General features: G+C 57.3%; 11 protein-coding genes and 1 tRNA gene. 4 read left to right on the top strand and 8 right to left on the bottom strand.

What is annotated here, in order from left to right:
• Nucleotides 1-216: 216 nt before the first annotated feature.
• The gene (gene cax, locus KR51_RS09140; protein ID WP_022607034.1) at nucleotides 217-1,311 is read left to right on the top strand and encodes a calcium/proton exchanger; all 1,095 of its coding nucleotides are present in this window, start codon (nucleotides 217-219) and stop codon (nucleotides 1,309-1,311) included.
• Nucleotides 1,312-1,358: 47 nt separating this feature from the next.
• Here cax and uvrC read toward each other — a convergent pair whose 3' ends face one another.
• Nucleotides 1,359-3,254, bottom strand: a complete 1,896-nt coding sequence (gene uvrC, locus KR51_RS09135) for an excinuclease ABC subunit UvrC (RefSeq protein WP_022607033.1) — start codon at nucleotides 3,252-3,254, stop codon at nucleotides 1,359-1,361.
• A 376-nt stretch (nucleotides 3,255-3,630) separates the two neighbouring features.
• A complete protein-coding gene (locus KR51_RS09130; protein ID WP_022607032.1) occupies nucleotides 3,631-4,944 on the bottom strand; it encodes an ankyrin repeat domain-containing protein in 1,314 nt (437 codons plus the stop codon).
• 441 nt (nucleotides 4,945-5,385) lie between these two features.
• Between KR51_RS09130 and KR51_RS19605 the strand changes: the two genes are divergently transcribed.
• On the top strand, nucleotides 5,386-5,679 hold the full coding sequence (locus KR51_RS19605) for a hypothetical protein (RefSeq protein WP_232214577.1): 294 nt from the start codon (nucleotides 5,386-5,388) through the stop codon (nucleotides 5,677-5,679).
• Here KR51_RS19605 and KR51_RS09125 read toward each other — a convergent pair.
• From KR51_RS09125 to trmB, 4 genes are all read right to left on the bottom strand, one after another.
• On the bottom strand, nucleotides 5,616-7,223 hold the full coding sequence (locus tag KR51_RS09125) for a bifunctional pantoate--beta-alanine ligase/(d)CMP kinase (protein ID WP_022607031.1): 1,608 nt from the start codon (nucleotides 7,221-7,223) through the stop codon (nucleotides 5,616-5,618). The genes KR51_RS19605 and KR51_RS09125 overlap by 64 nt on opposite strands.
• 99 nt (nucleotides 7,224-7,322) lie before the next feature.
• Nucleotides 7,323-8,246: a 15-cis-phytoene synthase CrtB gene (crtB, locus tag KR51_RS09120; protein ID WP_022607030.1), complete on the bottom strand. Its 924-nt coding sequence runs from the start codon at nucleotides 8,244-8,246 to the stop codon at nucleotides 7,323-7,325.
• A 189-nt stretch (nucleotides 8,247-8,435) separates the two neighbouring features.
• Complete coding sequence (pds, locus tag KR51_RS09115; protein ID WP_022607029.1) at nucleotides 8,436-9,863, bottom strand: 15-cis-phytoene desaturase; 1,428 nt, start codon at nucleotides 9,861-9,863, stop codon at nucleotides 8,436-8,438.
• Nucleotides 9,864-9,994: 131 nt separating this feature from the next.
• The gene (gene trmB, locus KR51_RS09110) at nucleotides 9,995-10,666 is read right to left on the bottom strand and encodes a tRNA (guanosine(46)-N7)-methyltransferase TrmB (RefSeq protein ID WP_022607028.1); all 672 of its coding nucleotides are present in this window, start codon (nucleotides 10,664-10,666) and stop codon (nucleotides 9,995-9,997) included.
• 10 nt (nucleotides 10,667-10,676) lie between these two features.
• On the opposite strand from trmB, the gene KR51_RS20960 reads away from it, so the two are divergent.
• Nucleotides 10,677-10,808, top strand: coding sequence for a hypothetical protein (locus tag KR51_RS20960; protein WP_269634904.1), 132 nt, complete (start codon nucleotides 10,677-10,679; stop codon nucleotides 10,806-10,808).
• A gap of 71 nt (nucleotides 10,809-10,879) precedes the next feature.
• Here KR51_RS20960 and KR51_RS09105 read toward each other — a convergent pair whose 3' ends face one another.
• Nucleotides 10,880-13,501, bottom strand: coding sequence for a TIGR03960 family B12-binding radical SAM protein (locus KR51_RS09105; protein ID WP_022607026.1), 2,622 nt, complete (start codon nucleotides 13,499-13,501; stop codon nucleotides 10,880-10,882).
• A 462-nt stretch (nucleotides 13,502-13,963) separates the two neighbouring features.
• Here KR51_RS09105 and KR51_RS09100 point away from each other — a divergent pair, with 462 nt between their 5' ends.
• Nucleotides 13,964-14,158: a hypothetical protein gene (locus tag KR51_RS09100; RefSeq protein ID WP_022607024.1), complete on the top strand. Its 195-nt coding sequence runs from the start codon at nucleotides 13,964-13,966 to the stop codon at nucleotides 14,156-14,158.
• Between the two features lie 1,172 nt (nucleotides 14,159-15,330).
• Here KR51_RS09100 and KR51_RS09095 read toward each other — a convergent pair.
• Nucleotides 15,331-15,412, bottom strand: a tRNA-Leu gene (locus KR51_RS09095).
• Nucleotides 15,413-15,453: the final 41 nt, after the last annotated feature.

Raw genomic sequence — 15,453 nt, 5'->3', positions numbered from 1 at the left:
CGCTAGATTCATACGGGTACTCGCGTCGGACTCATTGGCGATCGCCTGGGTGCAGCAGCCGTCTGCGGCCGCACTAGCACGAGCGCTGCTGGTGCGATGGGGTAGGCTCGGGACTGGCGGCGCGCTCGTCATACCTCGCGTTTCAGCTGCGGATGTGCGACGGTTGCCTTCAACGAACAGTCGGGTAATCTGGGGGCGTGAGGTATTTGCAACGCGATGAGCAATAAGAACAAGTTTTTTCTCATAATGCTGCTGTTCGTACCGATGTCTCTAGCTGCCGAGTTTCTCGATTGGGGTGCGGCAACGGTTTTTATCCTGTCGGCGTTGGCGATCGTGCCGCTGGCAGCCTTCATGGGCACGGCAACTGAGGAGATCGCGATCGTGGCAGGTCCGACGCTGGGGGGATTGATGAACGCCACGTTCGGCAACGCAACGGAGCTGATCATCGCGCTCCTGGCACTGCGGAGCGGACTCGTGAGCGTGGTTAAGGCCTCAATTACCGGCTCGATTGTCGGCAACTTGCTGCTGGTATCGGGGTTTGCGATGTTGCTCGGCGGCATTCGATTTAAGGAACAGGTGTTTCAGCCGGAGATTGCGCGCGTCAATGCTTCGGCGATGAACCTGGCCGTGATCGCAATTTTGCTGCCGACGGCGTTGAACCTTAACTCAAGCGGCATCAGCGAGCTGCGGCTGCAGCGATTGTCGGTGGCAGTATCCGTCGTGGCGATCGTCGTATATGGGTTGACCCTGTTCTTCTCCATGAAGACGCATGCCTATCTCCACGACGTGGGCAAAGCACAGGTGGATCCCGAAGGCGATCGCGAGCCGCCCGAGGACGTCAACCTGACGCTTTGGATCGTCGTGTTGTTGGTAGTGACGGTGGTTGTGGGGGTCGAATCAGAATTTCTCGTGACATCGCTGGAAGAAGCGACTGCCACGTTGGGGTTGTCGGCGCTGTTTACGGGGGTGATCTTGCTGCCCATTATCGGTAACTCCGCGGAGCACGTGACGGCAGTGACGGTGGCGATGAAGAACAAGATGGACTTATCGGTGTCGGTCACGGTCGGTTCGACGCTGCAGATTGCCCTATTTGTAGGTCCGATCCTCGTCATCGTCGGGTGGATCATCGGTCAGCCAATGGATTTGAATTTCAGCCCCTTCGAACTCGTGGCGGTGGCGGTGGCAGTGCTGATTGCTAATTCTATTAGCTCCGATGGCAAGTCGAACTGGTTGGAAGGCTGCTTATTATTGGCAACTTACGCGACGCTCGCGCTCGCCTTCTTTTTCTATCCTGAGGTGACGGGGGTCTAGAATTGAGTCAAATATCCCCAAAAAAATCATCTTGGGTAGCGTCGCGGTTACGCCGGGTGGAAGTAGTTGTAGATCTGCCGAGCCAAGCGGGGACCGATGCCCGGGACTTCGGCAATCTGCTCGGGCGAGGCTTCGCGGATGTAGTCGATGGAGCGGAAGTGGGCGAGTAGTTCCTTTTGGCGGTGGTGACCCAAACCGGGAATGTCGTTGAGGCGCGATCGCCGCTGTTGGTTTGTCCGCTGGCGGCGGTGAAAATTGATGGCAAAGCGGTGGGCTTCGTCGCGCAAGCGCCGCAACACCTGCACGCCCGGCTGCTCGGGGTTCGTGGGTAGCGGTTGCGACTCGCCGGGCAAGAAAATCTCTTCGCGCCGTTTGGCCAAACCGATCGCTGCAACGTCTTGCAGGAGGTTCATGGTCTGCAGTACGGCTACCACCGATGACAGCTGACCTTTCCCACCGTCGATGACGACTAGATCGGGGAAGTCGGGATTGCCTTGCCGATCTAGGTCTGGGTTTTCGGCGAACTTACGGAAGCGGCGTCGAACGATCTCTGCAAGGCTGGCAAAGTCATCCGATCGCCCGGAACGAACGGCGGGATTTTTGATCTTGTAGTGGCGGTAATGCTGCTTGGCGGGGATGCCGTCTACAAACACCACTTGCGAGCCAACGGCATTGGCACCTTGGATGTGGGAGATGTCATAGCCTTCGATGCGTTTGGGCGGCTCGGGCAAATCCAAGATCGTGGCGAGGTCCTGCAGGGCTTGGGCATTGCGATCGGCAACGCGCTGTGTGCGTTCGAGTTCATAGCGGGCGTTACGCTCTACCATCTCGATCAGTTCGGCTTTGGCTTGGCGCTGCGGCACAACGATCGAAACCTTGCGCCCGCGCAATCCGCTCAACCAATCGGCAACGAATTCGCGATCGGGCAAGTCGTGCTGGACAATGACTTCGCTGGGAATTTCGATCGGGTCGGCACGCGCATAGTGTTCTTCCAGGACCCGCTGTAGAATCGCGCCGGGATCGTTGCCCGCGCGGTGGACGGCAATGTCGGCGAAGAAGCCCAATCGCCCGACGAGTTTGCCGGCGCGAGTTTGAAACAACTGGATGCAGGCGTGTTGTGCGTCGGCCACGAGAGCGATCGCGTCGCGCGAAACCGTGTCGTCTGGCAGCGAGACTTTTTGATCGGCAGTGAGGGCGTTTAGCGCTGCGATTCGATCGCGCAGGCGAGCGGCCAGCTCGAAGTTAAGTTCCTCGGCGGCAACTTCCATGCGCTGTGCCAAAGCCTTTGCCAGCTCGACCGATCGCCCTTCAAACACCATGGCTATTTTCTGAATGGTCTTGCGATAGTCTTCCGAGGAAATCATTCCCTGGCAGACACCGGGGCAGCGACCGAGGTGGTAGTTGATGCAGGGCCGATCTTTGAACAGGGGGCGGGGGCGCTGGCGCTGGGGAAAAATCCGCCGCACGAGCCGTAAGGTCATGCGCAGCGCGCGCGCGTCGACGTAGGGACCGTAGTATTTATCTTTTTGGCGCCCGAGCCGGCGGCGGCGGGTGATAAAGATACGCGGGTATTCTTCGGACCAAGTGATGCAGAGGTAGGGATAGCGCTTGTCGTCTTTGAGCAGCACGTTGAAGTGAGGTTGGTGCTGCTTGACGAGATTGGCTTCGAGAGCGAGGGCTTCAGCTTCGGTGTCGGTGACGACAAATTCGATGTCGACCACTTGACGCAACATCAGTTGCTTCGATTCGCTGAGGTCGCCGGACTTGCGGAAGTACGAACGCACCCGCGATCGCAGCTTCTTGGACTTGCCGATATAGAGGATATGCCCGGTTTTATCGCGCATCAGGTAAATGCCCGGTTGCAGGGGGATTTCCCGCAAGCGTTCTTCGAGGCGATCGCGATCTTGCAAAAGCGGCTTAGCTTCAGCAGGCGTGGATACCATTACAGCGGGGAATTGGGGACGCCTATCATGCTAACGAGTCATGCTAGCGAGGTTGTCGGGGGCATTGACAACTGATGTAAGTTCGATAGAACCGACTGCTGAAACCCTTGCCAAGAGGGGATCGAATATCAAAGTAGTCGTAGTTTAGTCGCAGCAAACTCTTTAGTTGAGAATAGGGGTAGCATTTCGCATGCAATAGAAACTATTGAGAAAAAGCAATCACATTGCGATCTCGAAAAGCCTTTTCCAGTAGGGATCCCGCCATCACGCACTGTCGAACTCACGTCAACTGAACTCGTTGTGTTTGCAGCGGGGAGCGTAACGCTATGGGCGTGGCGACGGCGGTAGTGCAATCGCTCCGCCACGCCCCTAATATTCAGTTCCGCGTCAGTTCTTGCCGCATAAGGTTACCGCTTGGGTGGAGTTTGAGAGTGCCTGTCCAGCAGTTGCAAGACTGCACTTGCCCGTAACGCTGGGCATGGCAGCGAGCAGTCCAGCCTTCCTCATCGCGACGGTTGGGGTCTGCGCCTGCTTCGAGGAGGGCGATCGCGACTTCGACTGCGCCCAGCTGAGCTGCACTCATCAACAATGTCATGCCCATTCCGAGTGGCATTTTGGGGTCGTCTCCGTTGGGGTCGGCTCCGGCTGCCAGCAACATGCGGACCAGAGGGGCGCAATCACCAACAACAGCGGCGTACAGAGCACTGCGGCCGGCTCCAAGCTCTGCTCCGGCGGCAAGCAAGCGCGCAACAATGGCTTCGTGCCCGCCTCTAGCCGCACATTCTAGGGGAGATGCTAGGGGTCTCTGTGGTTGAAGACTCCAGGGATCGTACTCAAAGTTGATTTGGGCTCCGCTTGCCAGTAGTAGATCGACGAGTTCGAGATGACCTTCTCCAGCCGCGATCGCTAGCAAAGTTGCCGATTGCTCCCAGTTGGTGGTCTCGACATTCGCTCCTGCAGCTAGCTGCGATCGTACCCGAGCGACATTTCCCGATCGGACAGCTTCGACGAGCGGGGACTCATTGGGAAGCTGCCCGCCTGGAGCCGGCGACAATCCCCGCTGCTGTTGAACTGCGAGCAGATACTGTTCGCCAACACTAGAGAGACCTGCCGGGAGTGCACGACCCCCTGACGACTCAATCTCACCAACGGCGAGGAGGTCACTCGCCACGAGCCCCACTTCATCAAATTCCCCATCCGCGATGGAAGTGTAGTCCAGATCCGCAAAGGCACGCGGAATACCCAGAAGTTCGGCCAGGTCGCCCCAGCAATCCTCCGCAAACTCGTATTGGCGACGGCAAACGGCAGCGAAGTCTTCGAACGATGCCCCGGTGCTACTGCAATGTTGCAATGCCGTGCAAAGAGCTTTGCTGTCGTGTGACTTGTGGGAGGGTTCCAGAACGTAATGGAGCTGTTGGCGATCGCGGCCGTAGATCCATAGCAAAATCGAGTCGCTATCGCTAACAACAACTCCAATTGCGATGGACTCAAGTTGAGCCGAGAGCTGTCGGGTAAACTGCTCGACCCCACTCTCGTCAAACTGCTCTTCCACAGCTTGGTCGAAGATGGAAACCCAACCCTGTCGAGCTGTCGAGAGGTATGCCCCCGCCTCAGAGAGGGTTTGCACGGCCTGCTCCACGGGCTCGCGGCGATCGCTTCTCACGTGGTGGTTGACAAAGGTCGCACCCATAAGTCTTCATCCGAGCAACCAAGCCGAGCATTTAATCGATCGAGCCGCAAAGCATGCTACCACAACCATTTAACTTGCCTTTTTGTCTTCCCCCATCCCGAGTGGGCTGTGCGACTCGAGCCGCCGCGAAGAGCGCGGTTTCACTTCACGGTCGGCGACCTGCACGATCCAGAGACTGGACACATTTCCGGCTGTACGCTCGCCCGCAATCCGACTATTGCAGGTAACCAGCGTGCCGGGCATCTTCGCCTTCGGCGTCGTCCGACACGGATCGGTCAAGCGAGCGGCCTCGTGCGCCGGTGAAAGCAGCGTTTGCGTGCAATTCGTCCACTGCTATTCGAGCAATCTGAACGCAGACAAACTGCTTGCAGTTGGTTGGAGCCTTTAGGTACTCCGTCAGCTACGGCATCGATCGCGCCCTTGACCGAAGATCGATTCCCCATGTGCCAGCTTACCGCCGACCGACGCAAACGCCTCAGTCCGGTATTTTCATCGGATCGCAAGATCGCCCAGCTCCTGGGACGCGGGCTAGGTTGGAGTGCGTCGCTAGCAAGTCTGACGGTGGCAGCGGCGATCGCGCTTCGGCCGCGCGACTGGAGCAAGTCGGTCGCGATCGCCTGTTCTCTATTTCCGTACGCGCGTTCGGAGGCGCTTTGGCAGAGCGAGGGACTCTATTCCCGATATCGGTGCGAACGCTGCTCGGACGAACTTGGCGGTACGAGGTGCTGGCGGTAGAGTTGGGCAATGCGATCGACGACGGCCACCAGGCTGAGGTTGTCGGTCAGCAATTCGATCGCGTCGTCGGCTTTGGTCAGGGGTGCCACGGCGCGGGAGCGATCGTAGTCGTCGCGGCGGGCGATCTCGCCTTCGAGTTGGGCGAGGTCGACCGGCGCGCGACCCTGCTGCTCTAGATCCCGGGCACGACGGCGGGCGCGCTCTGGCAGGGAGGCTGTCAGGAAAATTTTCAGCTCGGCATCCGGGAACACGTGGGTACCGATGTCGCGCCCCTCGGCAACGATCCCGCCCCGATCGCCGTAGCGCTGCTGCCGCGCCACCAGCATGCGCCTTACGGCCGGCAGCGCCGACACCTGCGACACGTGCTGAGTCACGTGCGTCGTGCGAATCGCCTCGGTGACGTCCTTGCCGTTGATGTAAGTGCGGGCGGGCTCGTCGGGCGTCGCGGCCGGAACTAGTTCGATGGCTGCTGGAGCGATCGTTTCGACAACCCGCGCTTCATCGTCGAGGGCGACACCAGTTTCGAGTACCAACCACGTTACCGCACGGTACATCGCCCCCGTATCCAAATGCAGCAAGCCCAACTTGCTCGCCACTCGCCGCGTCACGGTGGATTTCCCCGCGCCGGCCGGACCGTCGATCGCCACCACCGGACGGCGCTGCCGCAGCAATACGTTGTCGATCAAGCGCGTATCCCCTAAATACACGGCCGTTGCCAACAAGCCGCGATCGGCGATCTCCGCCAGGGGCGCAAGCGTCTGCGGGTGGACCAGCTCCACATATTCCACGCGCAACTCTGGAACCGTGGCGAGTTCGCGCTTGACGAGGGACGCGAGGACATTACTGTTGCGTTCCCCAGCTCCGAAGGCATGGCAGGCTTTATTGAGACTGTAGGCGATCGCCGCCGCCGCCGCCCGCTGTCCCGACGTTAAGTAACGATTGCGCGAGCTACATGCCAGCCCCGACGGTTCGCGCACCGTCTCGACCGAGCGGATATCTACCGGTACTTTTAAATCCGATGCCAACAACCGCACAATTGCTAGCTGCTGAGCATCCTTTTCGCCAAAATACGCTGTGTCTGGTTGCACGATGTTTAAGAGCCGAATAACTGCATCAGCAACGCCTTCAAAGTGCCCCGGTCGATAGGGCGCGCATAGCACGCGTAACATCTCTGGTGGAGGCAGCACGCGAGTCGGATTGCGAGTTGCCCCCCCTGCCTCGCAACCGAAGCCGTCGGCATTGTTCCCGTAAAGTTCTCCGGCCTCCGGCGCGAAGATAATGCGCGCGCCCAAGTGCTCGCAATGACAACAGTCGGCGACCAAATCGCGCGGATAGCGTTCGAAATCCGAACCGGGCTCAAATTGCAACGGATTGACAAAAATACTAACGACAGTGCAATCCGTTTCGGCGATCGCGCGCTCGATGAGGCAATCGTGGCCAGCGTGAAGCGCACCCATCGTCGGTACGAATCCGACTGTATCTCCTTGTTGCCGCACGCGCGCCAATTCGCAGCGCAGCCCGGCAACGGTTTTAAACAAGCGCACCGTTTCCCTCCCACGCAACTGCTGCTCGCAAGCCCGCCCGATTCTCTCACACTCTAGCGAACGCACTCTCACCGAGCACCGTGCCAGAGCTGCCCCAAGTTACAGAGCTTGCGCTCGCAACCAGGCGATCGGCAAATATAAGAATTTCTTCGACTGCGCCACGTAAGCCCGCTGCGAGAACACGTCGTAATTGTTACGCTCGATCACGCCCAAAATACCCTGATATAGCATCAGCGCCGCCCACACCGGCCAGCGAGCGTCGGCACTGAGCTTGCTAATCCCTCTCTGGGCTTCAGCGTAAAACTTCCGCGCTCGCCGGATCTGGAATTGCATCAACCCTTGCCAACGTTCGTCATTGATACCGGTCAAGAGGTCGCCTTCGCTATAGTCAAACAGCGCTAGGTCTTCAAGGGGCAGATAAATGCGCCCGCGTTGCGCGTCCTCGCCCACGTCGCGCAGGATGTTTGTCAGCTGATTGGCAATTCCCAGCGCGATCGCCTCGTCGGTTGGCTCTGGTGTTGCTGTTGCCCATGGTGCGGTGCGCAGGCAATCGTCGAAACCCAGCACGGCATTGGACATCAGCCCAACTGTACCTGCCACGCGATAGCAGTACAGGCGCAGTTCTTCGAAGGTTTCGTAGCGGCTGCGGTAGAGATCCATCCGCTGGCCGTCGATCATGTCGCGAAACGGCTGGATCTCGATCGGGAACCGTTCGAGCGCGTCTACGAGAGCGACGTCCGGAGCGTCAATCGGACGGCCGGCAAAAATCGAGTTGAGATGCTCTTCCCAGCAGTCGAGCGTTTCCGGCGTCGTCTGGCTAGCATTGGGGCCGTCAACTAACTCATCCGTCCGCCGACACCATACGTATATAGCCCAAATGGCCCGACGCTTTTCCGGCGGCATTAGCATGGTGCCGAGGTAAAACGTTTTTGAGTACTCCGCCGTGACCCGACGACAGTATTCGTAGGCATCAGAAGTAGAGGCTAGCGATCGGGGCGGCTGGAGTCTTGTCAATTGCAGCATTCATCGCGGGCGGTTGAGGGACGAGCAGCTACACCATAGCTAGATGCCTTCAGAAAGCCACTCAAAGATTCTCCCATTATTTCGACGCTTAGCGACGTCCGAGGTAAGGTCCGAGCGTAATTTTTCGAACAAACATCGGGGCCTTCGAGTCGAGCAGGGGCGACTTGCGAGGCAGGATCGGGTGCTCGCTCAAGCGCTTGTGGTTGCCAGGGCTTTATCTGTTGCTGCCGATACGGAACCGGCTTGGAGGTCGGAGACAATTTGTTGCGCCGCGAGCTTGCCCGAGAGAATAGCACCTTCCATACTCGCGAGGTAGCGTTGCATTGTAAAGTCACCAGCAAGGTAGAAGTTGGCGAGCGGAGTTTTTTGGCTGGGACGGCAGTCTTGACGGCCAGGCGTAGCCTTGTAGACCGAGCGCGGGGTTTTGACAACGCGGTACTTGCGCAATTGTGCCGGACAATCGCCCGTGAAATGCTGCGGAAATAGTTGCTCGAGCTCGACCATTGTCGCCGCCACAATATCTTCATCCGACCGCCCAATCCAATCCTTAGCTGGGGCAAGTACCAGTTCGAGCATCGAGCGCTCGGGATCGGCGTACTCCTTGCAGGTGTTGCTCATGTCGGCATATACGCTGAGCAAATCGGAGCGGGAGAACAGCAGGTGATCGATGTCAGTGAGCTTGCGATCGAACCACAGGTGCAGATTGATCACTGGCACGCCTTCAAGACCATCGAGCTGCTGGAAATACGGCATCTGCCGCCAGGGTGCGGGCAGCAGCAGTTTAAGTGGATCGACCGGCATTGCCGAAACGTAAAGATCGGCTGCCAATACCTCATCCTCGGCACCGTCGAGACCGCGCAAGAGGAACCCGCGCACGCTCCCATCGGCATTCAGCAGGAATTCTTTGAGCGGGGCGCGCAAGCGAACGTCACCGCCGCGATCGCGGACATAATCGACGATCGGCTGACAGAGACGCTCGGTCGGAGAGCCGTCGAGGAACGCCATTTTCGAACCGTTTTTTTCCTGCAGAAAACGGTTGAGTGCTGTCAGTAAAATCGTGGCGGAGATTTCGTCGGGGTTAATGAAATTCAAGGCCTTGGACATGGCGATGAACACTTCTTTCTCGATGCGCTTTGGCAAGCCGTGCTTGGCCATCCACTCAGACCAAGAGTACTTGTCCATTTCTTCAACATAAGATTGACCGCGCAGGATTGCCGGGATCAGCGCAATCCCAAAACGAATCTTTTCCGGCCAGGTGAGCATGTCGTTGTTGCGGAGAATGGCAACGATGCCGTTGACCGGAGCGGGAATATCTGGAAAGTCGAAGCGCGAGTAGGTACCGGGCTGCTCCGGCTGATTGAAGATCATCGAATGCTCTTTCCACTGCAGCCGATCTTCAATATTTAGCTCGCGAAATAGCTTCAACATGTTCGGGTATGCGCCAAACACGATGTGCAAACCCGTTTCGTACCAGTCGCCGTCCTCGTCTTTCCAAGCGGCAACTTTACCGCCTAAAACGTCCCGCGCTTCTAAAACAATGGGTTCGTGTCCGGCATCTGCCAAATACTTCGCACAAGACAGTCCGGCCAAACCCGCGCCGGCGATCGCTACTTGCATCCCTTACCACCCATGAGCCACAACCGCAATTTATTATACTTTGCATTCCGTTACACAAGCCGGACAACCCTCCGGCAAGCGACGGGTTCGGTCGCGATCGCTAGCCGAGCGTTAGGCGATTGTTGAAAGGGCTAGGCCGATCCCGGCACCCCAATACGACATTTACGCAGCAGCAGGCGGTAAATCGGCAAACAGCGATCCTGGCAAGAGCGCTCGCGCTCGGTGACAATTTCTAACGGATTTTCCGGCAGCCAGCTAGCACTGGTCGGCTGAAAGTGAGGACTGGCTGCAAAGCGATCGCGCATCTCTTCGGCAACGCAGCGCACGTCGGATTGTAAGAAAACAGTTCCGCCGTCGCTCATATACATGGCCAGGGAAGTAACGAGGTCGGGTTGCACGACTCGGCGCTTCGCGTGGCGGTTCTTGAACCAGGGATCGGGAAACTGAATCGCAACGTAGTTCAACGCACCCGGCGGGAGCGATGCCAACAGAGCGGGCAGAGCGATGTTAGCGTTGCAAAACAAATAATGCAGATTGCTCGACTCGAGGTTAGTCTTGCGGCGGTTGGCTTCATCAACCAGGGGTTGGCGAATCTCTAAACCGAGGTAGTTCCAGTCGGGCGATCGCTGCGCCATCTCCAACAGAAACCATCCCCGAGCGCTGCCGATGTCGAGAAACAGCGGTTGGTGACTGGCTGGATAGATTGCACTCCAGTCAGGCGGTTCGAAAGACGTTTGGTACTTTTGAGCGAGCGGGTTCACGTGCTGGCGCACGCGCAGCTTTTTATCGCGGCTGTAGATCAAAGATCTCTCCTTGGAACTGGCGACCGAATCTGATTGGCTCGTACATCACAATCGCATTGTGCCAACCGGGGCGGCGAAGTGCGAAGTGGAGGTCGCGATCGCCGCCACCCTCGGACACCACGCCCGTTCTCTCTCTACCTGATGATGGTTGCAGTCCTGCTCGAGCCAACCGAACCCAATGCGGGCACTTGCCAGCAGGTTCATAAGAGATCTCTAGGAATCTGTTGACGGCTCTTCCGAATCGGCTCGCAAAAACAGCTGGTGGCGGTGGGCGTGTTGGAGCTGGAACTCGCGATCGCCGACGCGCTCAAACATAATCGTCAGGTGGTCCGGCTGCAGCAAGGTGCCGTCATTGCGACAGCTGCCAATGTAACGCAGCGTCGCGACGCCTTCTACGACTGACAACAATTCGAGGTCGTAGAGGCGATCGCGTAAATTAACCTCCCTGACTTTGCCTGACTTAGCGGTTTTCTCCCAGGGAATGTCCGCTCGCTCGACGATCGCGCGCACCCACGCTAGCCATTGTTCGGCAGCAGCAGATTGCTTGACGTCAGCTGCCGCGATCGCGACCTGGTATTCGGCGCGCTCCAGCAAACTCGTGGCCGATGCCTTGAGACTGACTTCCTCAATGTTGTGGAGTGGAATTTCGGGCGGAAGCTGTGCGGCCAGCTGCTGGCGGAATTGCTCGGGCTCCATTCGGTTTTTTAGGTCGAAGTCGACGATCTCGCCGCTCCCCGTTGCTCCCAACGACAGCGCATTGGCAATGGAAATGCGCGGCCCTGGATGGTAGCCGTTGGTAAACGCGATCGGCAAACTTGCCCGCCGCACCGCCCGATCGAACAGGCGCACCAAGTCCAGATGACTGATCAGCCGCATCGCACCGACTTTGCCAAACCGCATCCGCAACCGCTGCACGCGCGGGCAGTCCGATCGAGAGTGTCCGGCAAATGTCGGGATCGGCGGCGGCTCAACGACGATGTTGTGCCCGAAGTCCAGCCCACAAACCCCGCATTGGGAGCAGCCTTCGTATGAACAATCCGGCACCGTAGCGGCCTCCAAGGCTCTCTGCAAATCGGCTTTGAGCCAGCCTTTGTCTACGCCCGAGTCGATGTGGTCCCACGGCAGCGGGGCATCCAACAGCCGCTCGCGATCGCCGTCCGCTGCCAGCGCGGCTGTAACGTCCCACTCGCCTGCATCTACTTGGCGGTATTTCCAGTCCAAGCCCGCTTCGCCAATTGCCTGCTCCCAGGCTCCGAAGGCTTTGTCCAAGCTTTCCCACCAGGAATCCATACCGGCTCCCAGCTCCCACGCGCGCCGTACCACCGGTGCCAAGCGGCGATCGCCACGACCGACAAAATCTTCCATTGCCGAAATGCGGACGTCGGTGAAATTGACCTTGACACCCCGCATCATTTGGAACTCAGCGCGCAGCAACGCTTGTTTGCGCAGAAATTCCGCCGTTGAAACCGAGTGCCACTGGAACGGCGTATGCGGTTTGGGAGTGAAATTTGAAATCGTGACGTTGAAATCTAGGCGGCGGCGCTTGGGGGCGCGACACTCGCGACGCAACCAGCGAATGGTCTCGGCAATGCCAATCACATCTGCATCTGTCTCACCCGGCAACCCGATCATGAAATAGAGTTTGACTTTATCCCAACCCTGCTCGACGGCCGTCTTGATGCCGCGCAATAACTCTTCATTGGTCAACCCTTTGTTGATTACGTCTCGCATCCGCTGCGTTCCCGCTTCCGGCGCGAAGGTCAGACCGCTTTTACGGATGCCCCCGATGATGTGAGCGATATTCTCATCGAAGCGATCGACCCGCTGGCTGGGTAAGGACAGGGAAATATTTTCGTCCTTAAGGCGGTTTTTGATGTCCATCCCTACTGCCGGCAGCGCTAAGTAATCCGAGCAGCTCAGCGACAGCAGTGAAAACTCGTTATATCCAGTTGCCCGCATCCCGCGCTCGATCGCGTCGACCACTTGCTCGGGTTCCACATCGTGTGCCGGTCGCGTCAGCATTCCCGGCTGGCAGAAGCGACAGCCCCGCGTGCACCCCCGCCGGATCTCCACCGTCAGGCGATCGTGGACCGTCTCCACAAAGGGCACCAATCCGGTCGAATAGGCAGGGAGCGGTCGAGCTACTCGCCGCAGGACCCGTGGTGGGACATCCGATCGCGTCGGGTGCACGGCGCCGTCATCGGATACGGCATAGAACCGCGGCACATAAACGCCCGGCACCTGAGCCAGATCCAATAAAAGTGCCTCTCGCGACAGTCCGGCTGCTTTGCCATCTGACAAAATCAATCCAATCTCTGGCAGCAGTTCCTCGCCGTCGCCGAGAGCGAGGAAATCGAAGAAGTCAGCATAGGGCTCGGGGTTTGAAGTTGCTGTCTGACCGCCGGCAAATATCAGAGGGGCCTCTTCAGCGCGCTCCTGCCAGACCAATGCAATGCCTGCTAAGTCCAGCATCTCGAGAACGTTCGTCGCGCCCAGCTCGTAGCTGAGGCTAAAGCCTAGAATGTCGAATTCCGTCAGCGATCGCCGCGACTCCAAGGCAAATAGCGGCGTCTCCGTCGCCCGAAGTTTTGCCGCTAAGTCTGGTGCAGGTAGGTACGCACGATCGCACAGTTGGTGCGGCTGAGCGTTTAGGACGTTATAGAGAATGATGTGTCCCAGATTGGACGCACCGACCTCGTAAACCTCGGGATAGGTCAGCACCCAGCGCACATCGGCGCTCTCCCAAGGCTTGTGTCGCGCACCCAACTCGTTACCGAGATAGCGGGCGGGTTTCGTAATCTCGGGCGTTAGTAACGAATGAATCGTGGCAGTCATTGCGGGCGTTTGTGAAGCAGTCCTGCTGTTAAATCGTGCGAGATTTCCCGGACGTTCTGCTCCTAGGCTACCGCAGGGCAGTTGCAGACAGCGCAGTGCAACCTTTCTCGAGGACCGATTGATGCGTTCGCCTCAAAAACTGGCACAAGGCTCTGAAAAACAATGGGAATTTCCGAATGGAAGCATCGGTTTTCCTGAATCAGGAAACACAATTTTCCTAAACAAACAAGAGCAGAAGTGGTGTTTAATAAGAATAGTTGGAGTTTAAATGCAGCGTATTCTTGCACGGGTGTGCAAGTTCATGAAATGGAGATTTCAGCTCCGCATCGTGCGGAAGTCGGAAACTTAGTTAAAAGAATCTATATTTTTTTCATGGTTTTCCCCAGATCTGCTTAGTGGAGTTTCAGTTTTCGTTGCGAAAATGCCGGTCGATTCGGACCGGTAAGAGGTGGGAGTTCGAAAGTGTATAGCACGCACGCAATCCGCAAGTTAGTCGAGAAAGCTCTCTACGTCCGCAAGCTGACGCCGGAGATCGAGTTTGGCATTAATGCCGAGCTGACGCGTCTAGGTCATATACCAGAGACTGACTTTGAAGCACTCGAGTTGCTGATGTCGGAGATGGATGCCGGTCGCATCCAATCCGTTCCACTCCAATAATTGCCGCTTTTTCCTGGAACTGGCGCTAGCCCTATTGACTGGAAATCCGGTTCGATTAGCATTCTCGATTGTTGACCGGCGTTTCGACCCTTTAGCTCTGCTCCTCAGCGCTGTGAGATTGCTCTCGCTGCGCGTTCCTCTCAGTCGCTCCATCTGGCAGGCTGCCCTTGCGATCGCCGATTGTTGCTTCGGTTGCACCTGAAACCACTTGCGGTGCCCGAGTGGCGGCAATTGCGGTATCTCAATGGGAAACCGACCGCGATTGCGACAGGTTAGCGGTTGGTATGGGGCGGGTGCGTTTATAGAGCAGTTTCATGGCCGCTAAGGTGTTTGAGTTGACTCCAGTAGCGCTAGAGAGGCAGATATGACAATTCGTTAGTTGCGTACTAAGCGAAAAGCCTACTCAGCACTCATGGCAAACTCTTGCTAAATTTCTACTTCACGAATGGACAAGTGTGTCAGCGATCTGGAGCACTAGAACTGGCTTTACGTTGTTCGACGAACTCAAATCTATCCGCACTTGTGGGGAAAATTGAGCCGAGTTTCCGATGAAGCGTAAGCCCTGCCCCGCACTAGCAAAGGAGCCGAGACCGTTGCATCACAAAGTAGAATGAATAAATTCGATAAGCATTACCAATCTTAAGAATATCTATAGGGGTCGTTGTCGGCAGCTCAACCGAATGGTGGGACAAGACTGCGGGCGATCGCGTTACGAAGCTCGACGCGTTGATATGGCTCGACAGCTGCCTAGAAAAACGACGTTGGGAACCCTCCACGTGAACGTGCTTCACGCATGTTCGGGTTGACTGTCTTTATGGTTCGCGAACAGGTACGCTCTTTGGCATATGGAAAATCTGTTCCAACGTGCCAAGACAAAGACATGAGCTTACTAGGAGTATCGACGCTGCCGGTCGTTTGTCCTCGCCGACATTCATCCGAACATTGGTTGCTGGGGGCGACACAATCGATCCAGGCTAGAAATCATCTCGATCTCGGCAAAGTTCGATTATTCTGCGCGATCGCCACACCGTCCGATTAAAGTACCGTCCAATTGCGTCATTGTCTGCTTCACGAGCTTTAGAGCTGGAGCTGTACGTGTAGTCCAAACGCATCTGCCAGATTGGGCATTTCACAGACCAGAGTCTCAAATCATTAATTTCTTTCGCTGAAAATGCGGACGGAGAGACTCGAACTCTCACGCCTTGCGACACTAGAACCTAAATCTAGCGCGTCTACCAATTCCGCCACGTCCGCAAAAGCGCCGCCCAGAAGCGCTTAACTATAGTAGCAACTAG

Source organism: Rubidibacter lacunae KORDI 51-2 (assembly GCF_000473895.1).
Taxonomy (GTDB): domain Bacteria; phylum Cyanobacteriota; class Cyanobacteriia; order Cyanobacteriales; family Rubidibacteraceae; genus Rubidibacter; species Rubidibacter lacunae.
Note: the sequence above shows the minus strand (reverse complement) of the source record. Positions and strands in the feature narration are given on the sequence as shown.

Excerpts from the sequence above, each read along its gene's own strand:
- cax (WP_022607034.1), top strand. The coding sequence starts at position 217 with ATGAGCAATAAGAACAAGTTTTTTCTCATAATGCTGCTGTTCGTACCG.
- uvrC (WP_022607033.1), bottom strand. The coding sequence starts at position 3,254 with ATGGTATCCACGCCTGCTGAAGCTAAGCCGCTTTTGCAAGATCGCGAT.
- KR51_RS09130 (WP_022607032.1), bottom strand. The coding sequence starts at position 4,944 with ATGGGTGCGACCTTTGTCAACCACCACGTGAGAAGCGATCGCCGCGAG.
- KR51_RS19605 (WP_232214577.1), top strand. The coding sequence starts at position 5,386 with ATGTGCCAGCTTACCGCCGACCGACGCAAACGCCTCAGTCCGGTATTT.
- crtB (WP_022607030.1), bottom strand. The coding sequence starts at position 8,246 with ATGCTGCAATTGACAAGACTCCAGCCGCCCCGATCGCTAGCCTCTACT.
- pds (WP_022607029.1), bottom strand. The coding sequence starts at position 9,863 with ATGCAAGTAGCGATCGCCGGCGCGGGTTTGGCCGGACTGTCTTGTGCG.
- KR51_RS09105 (WP_022607026.1), bottom strand. The coding sequence starts at position 13,501 with ATGACTGCCACGATTCATTCGTTACTAACGCCCGAGATTACGAAACCC.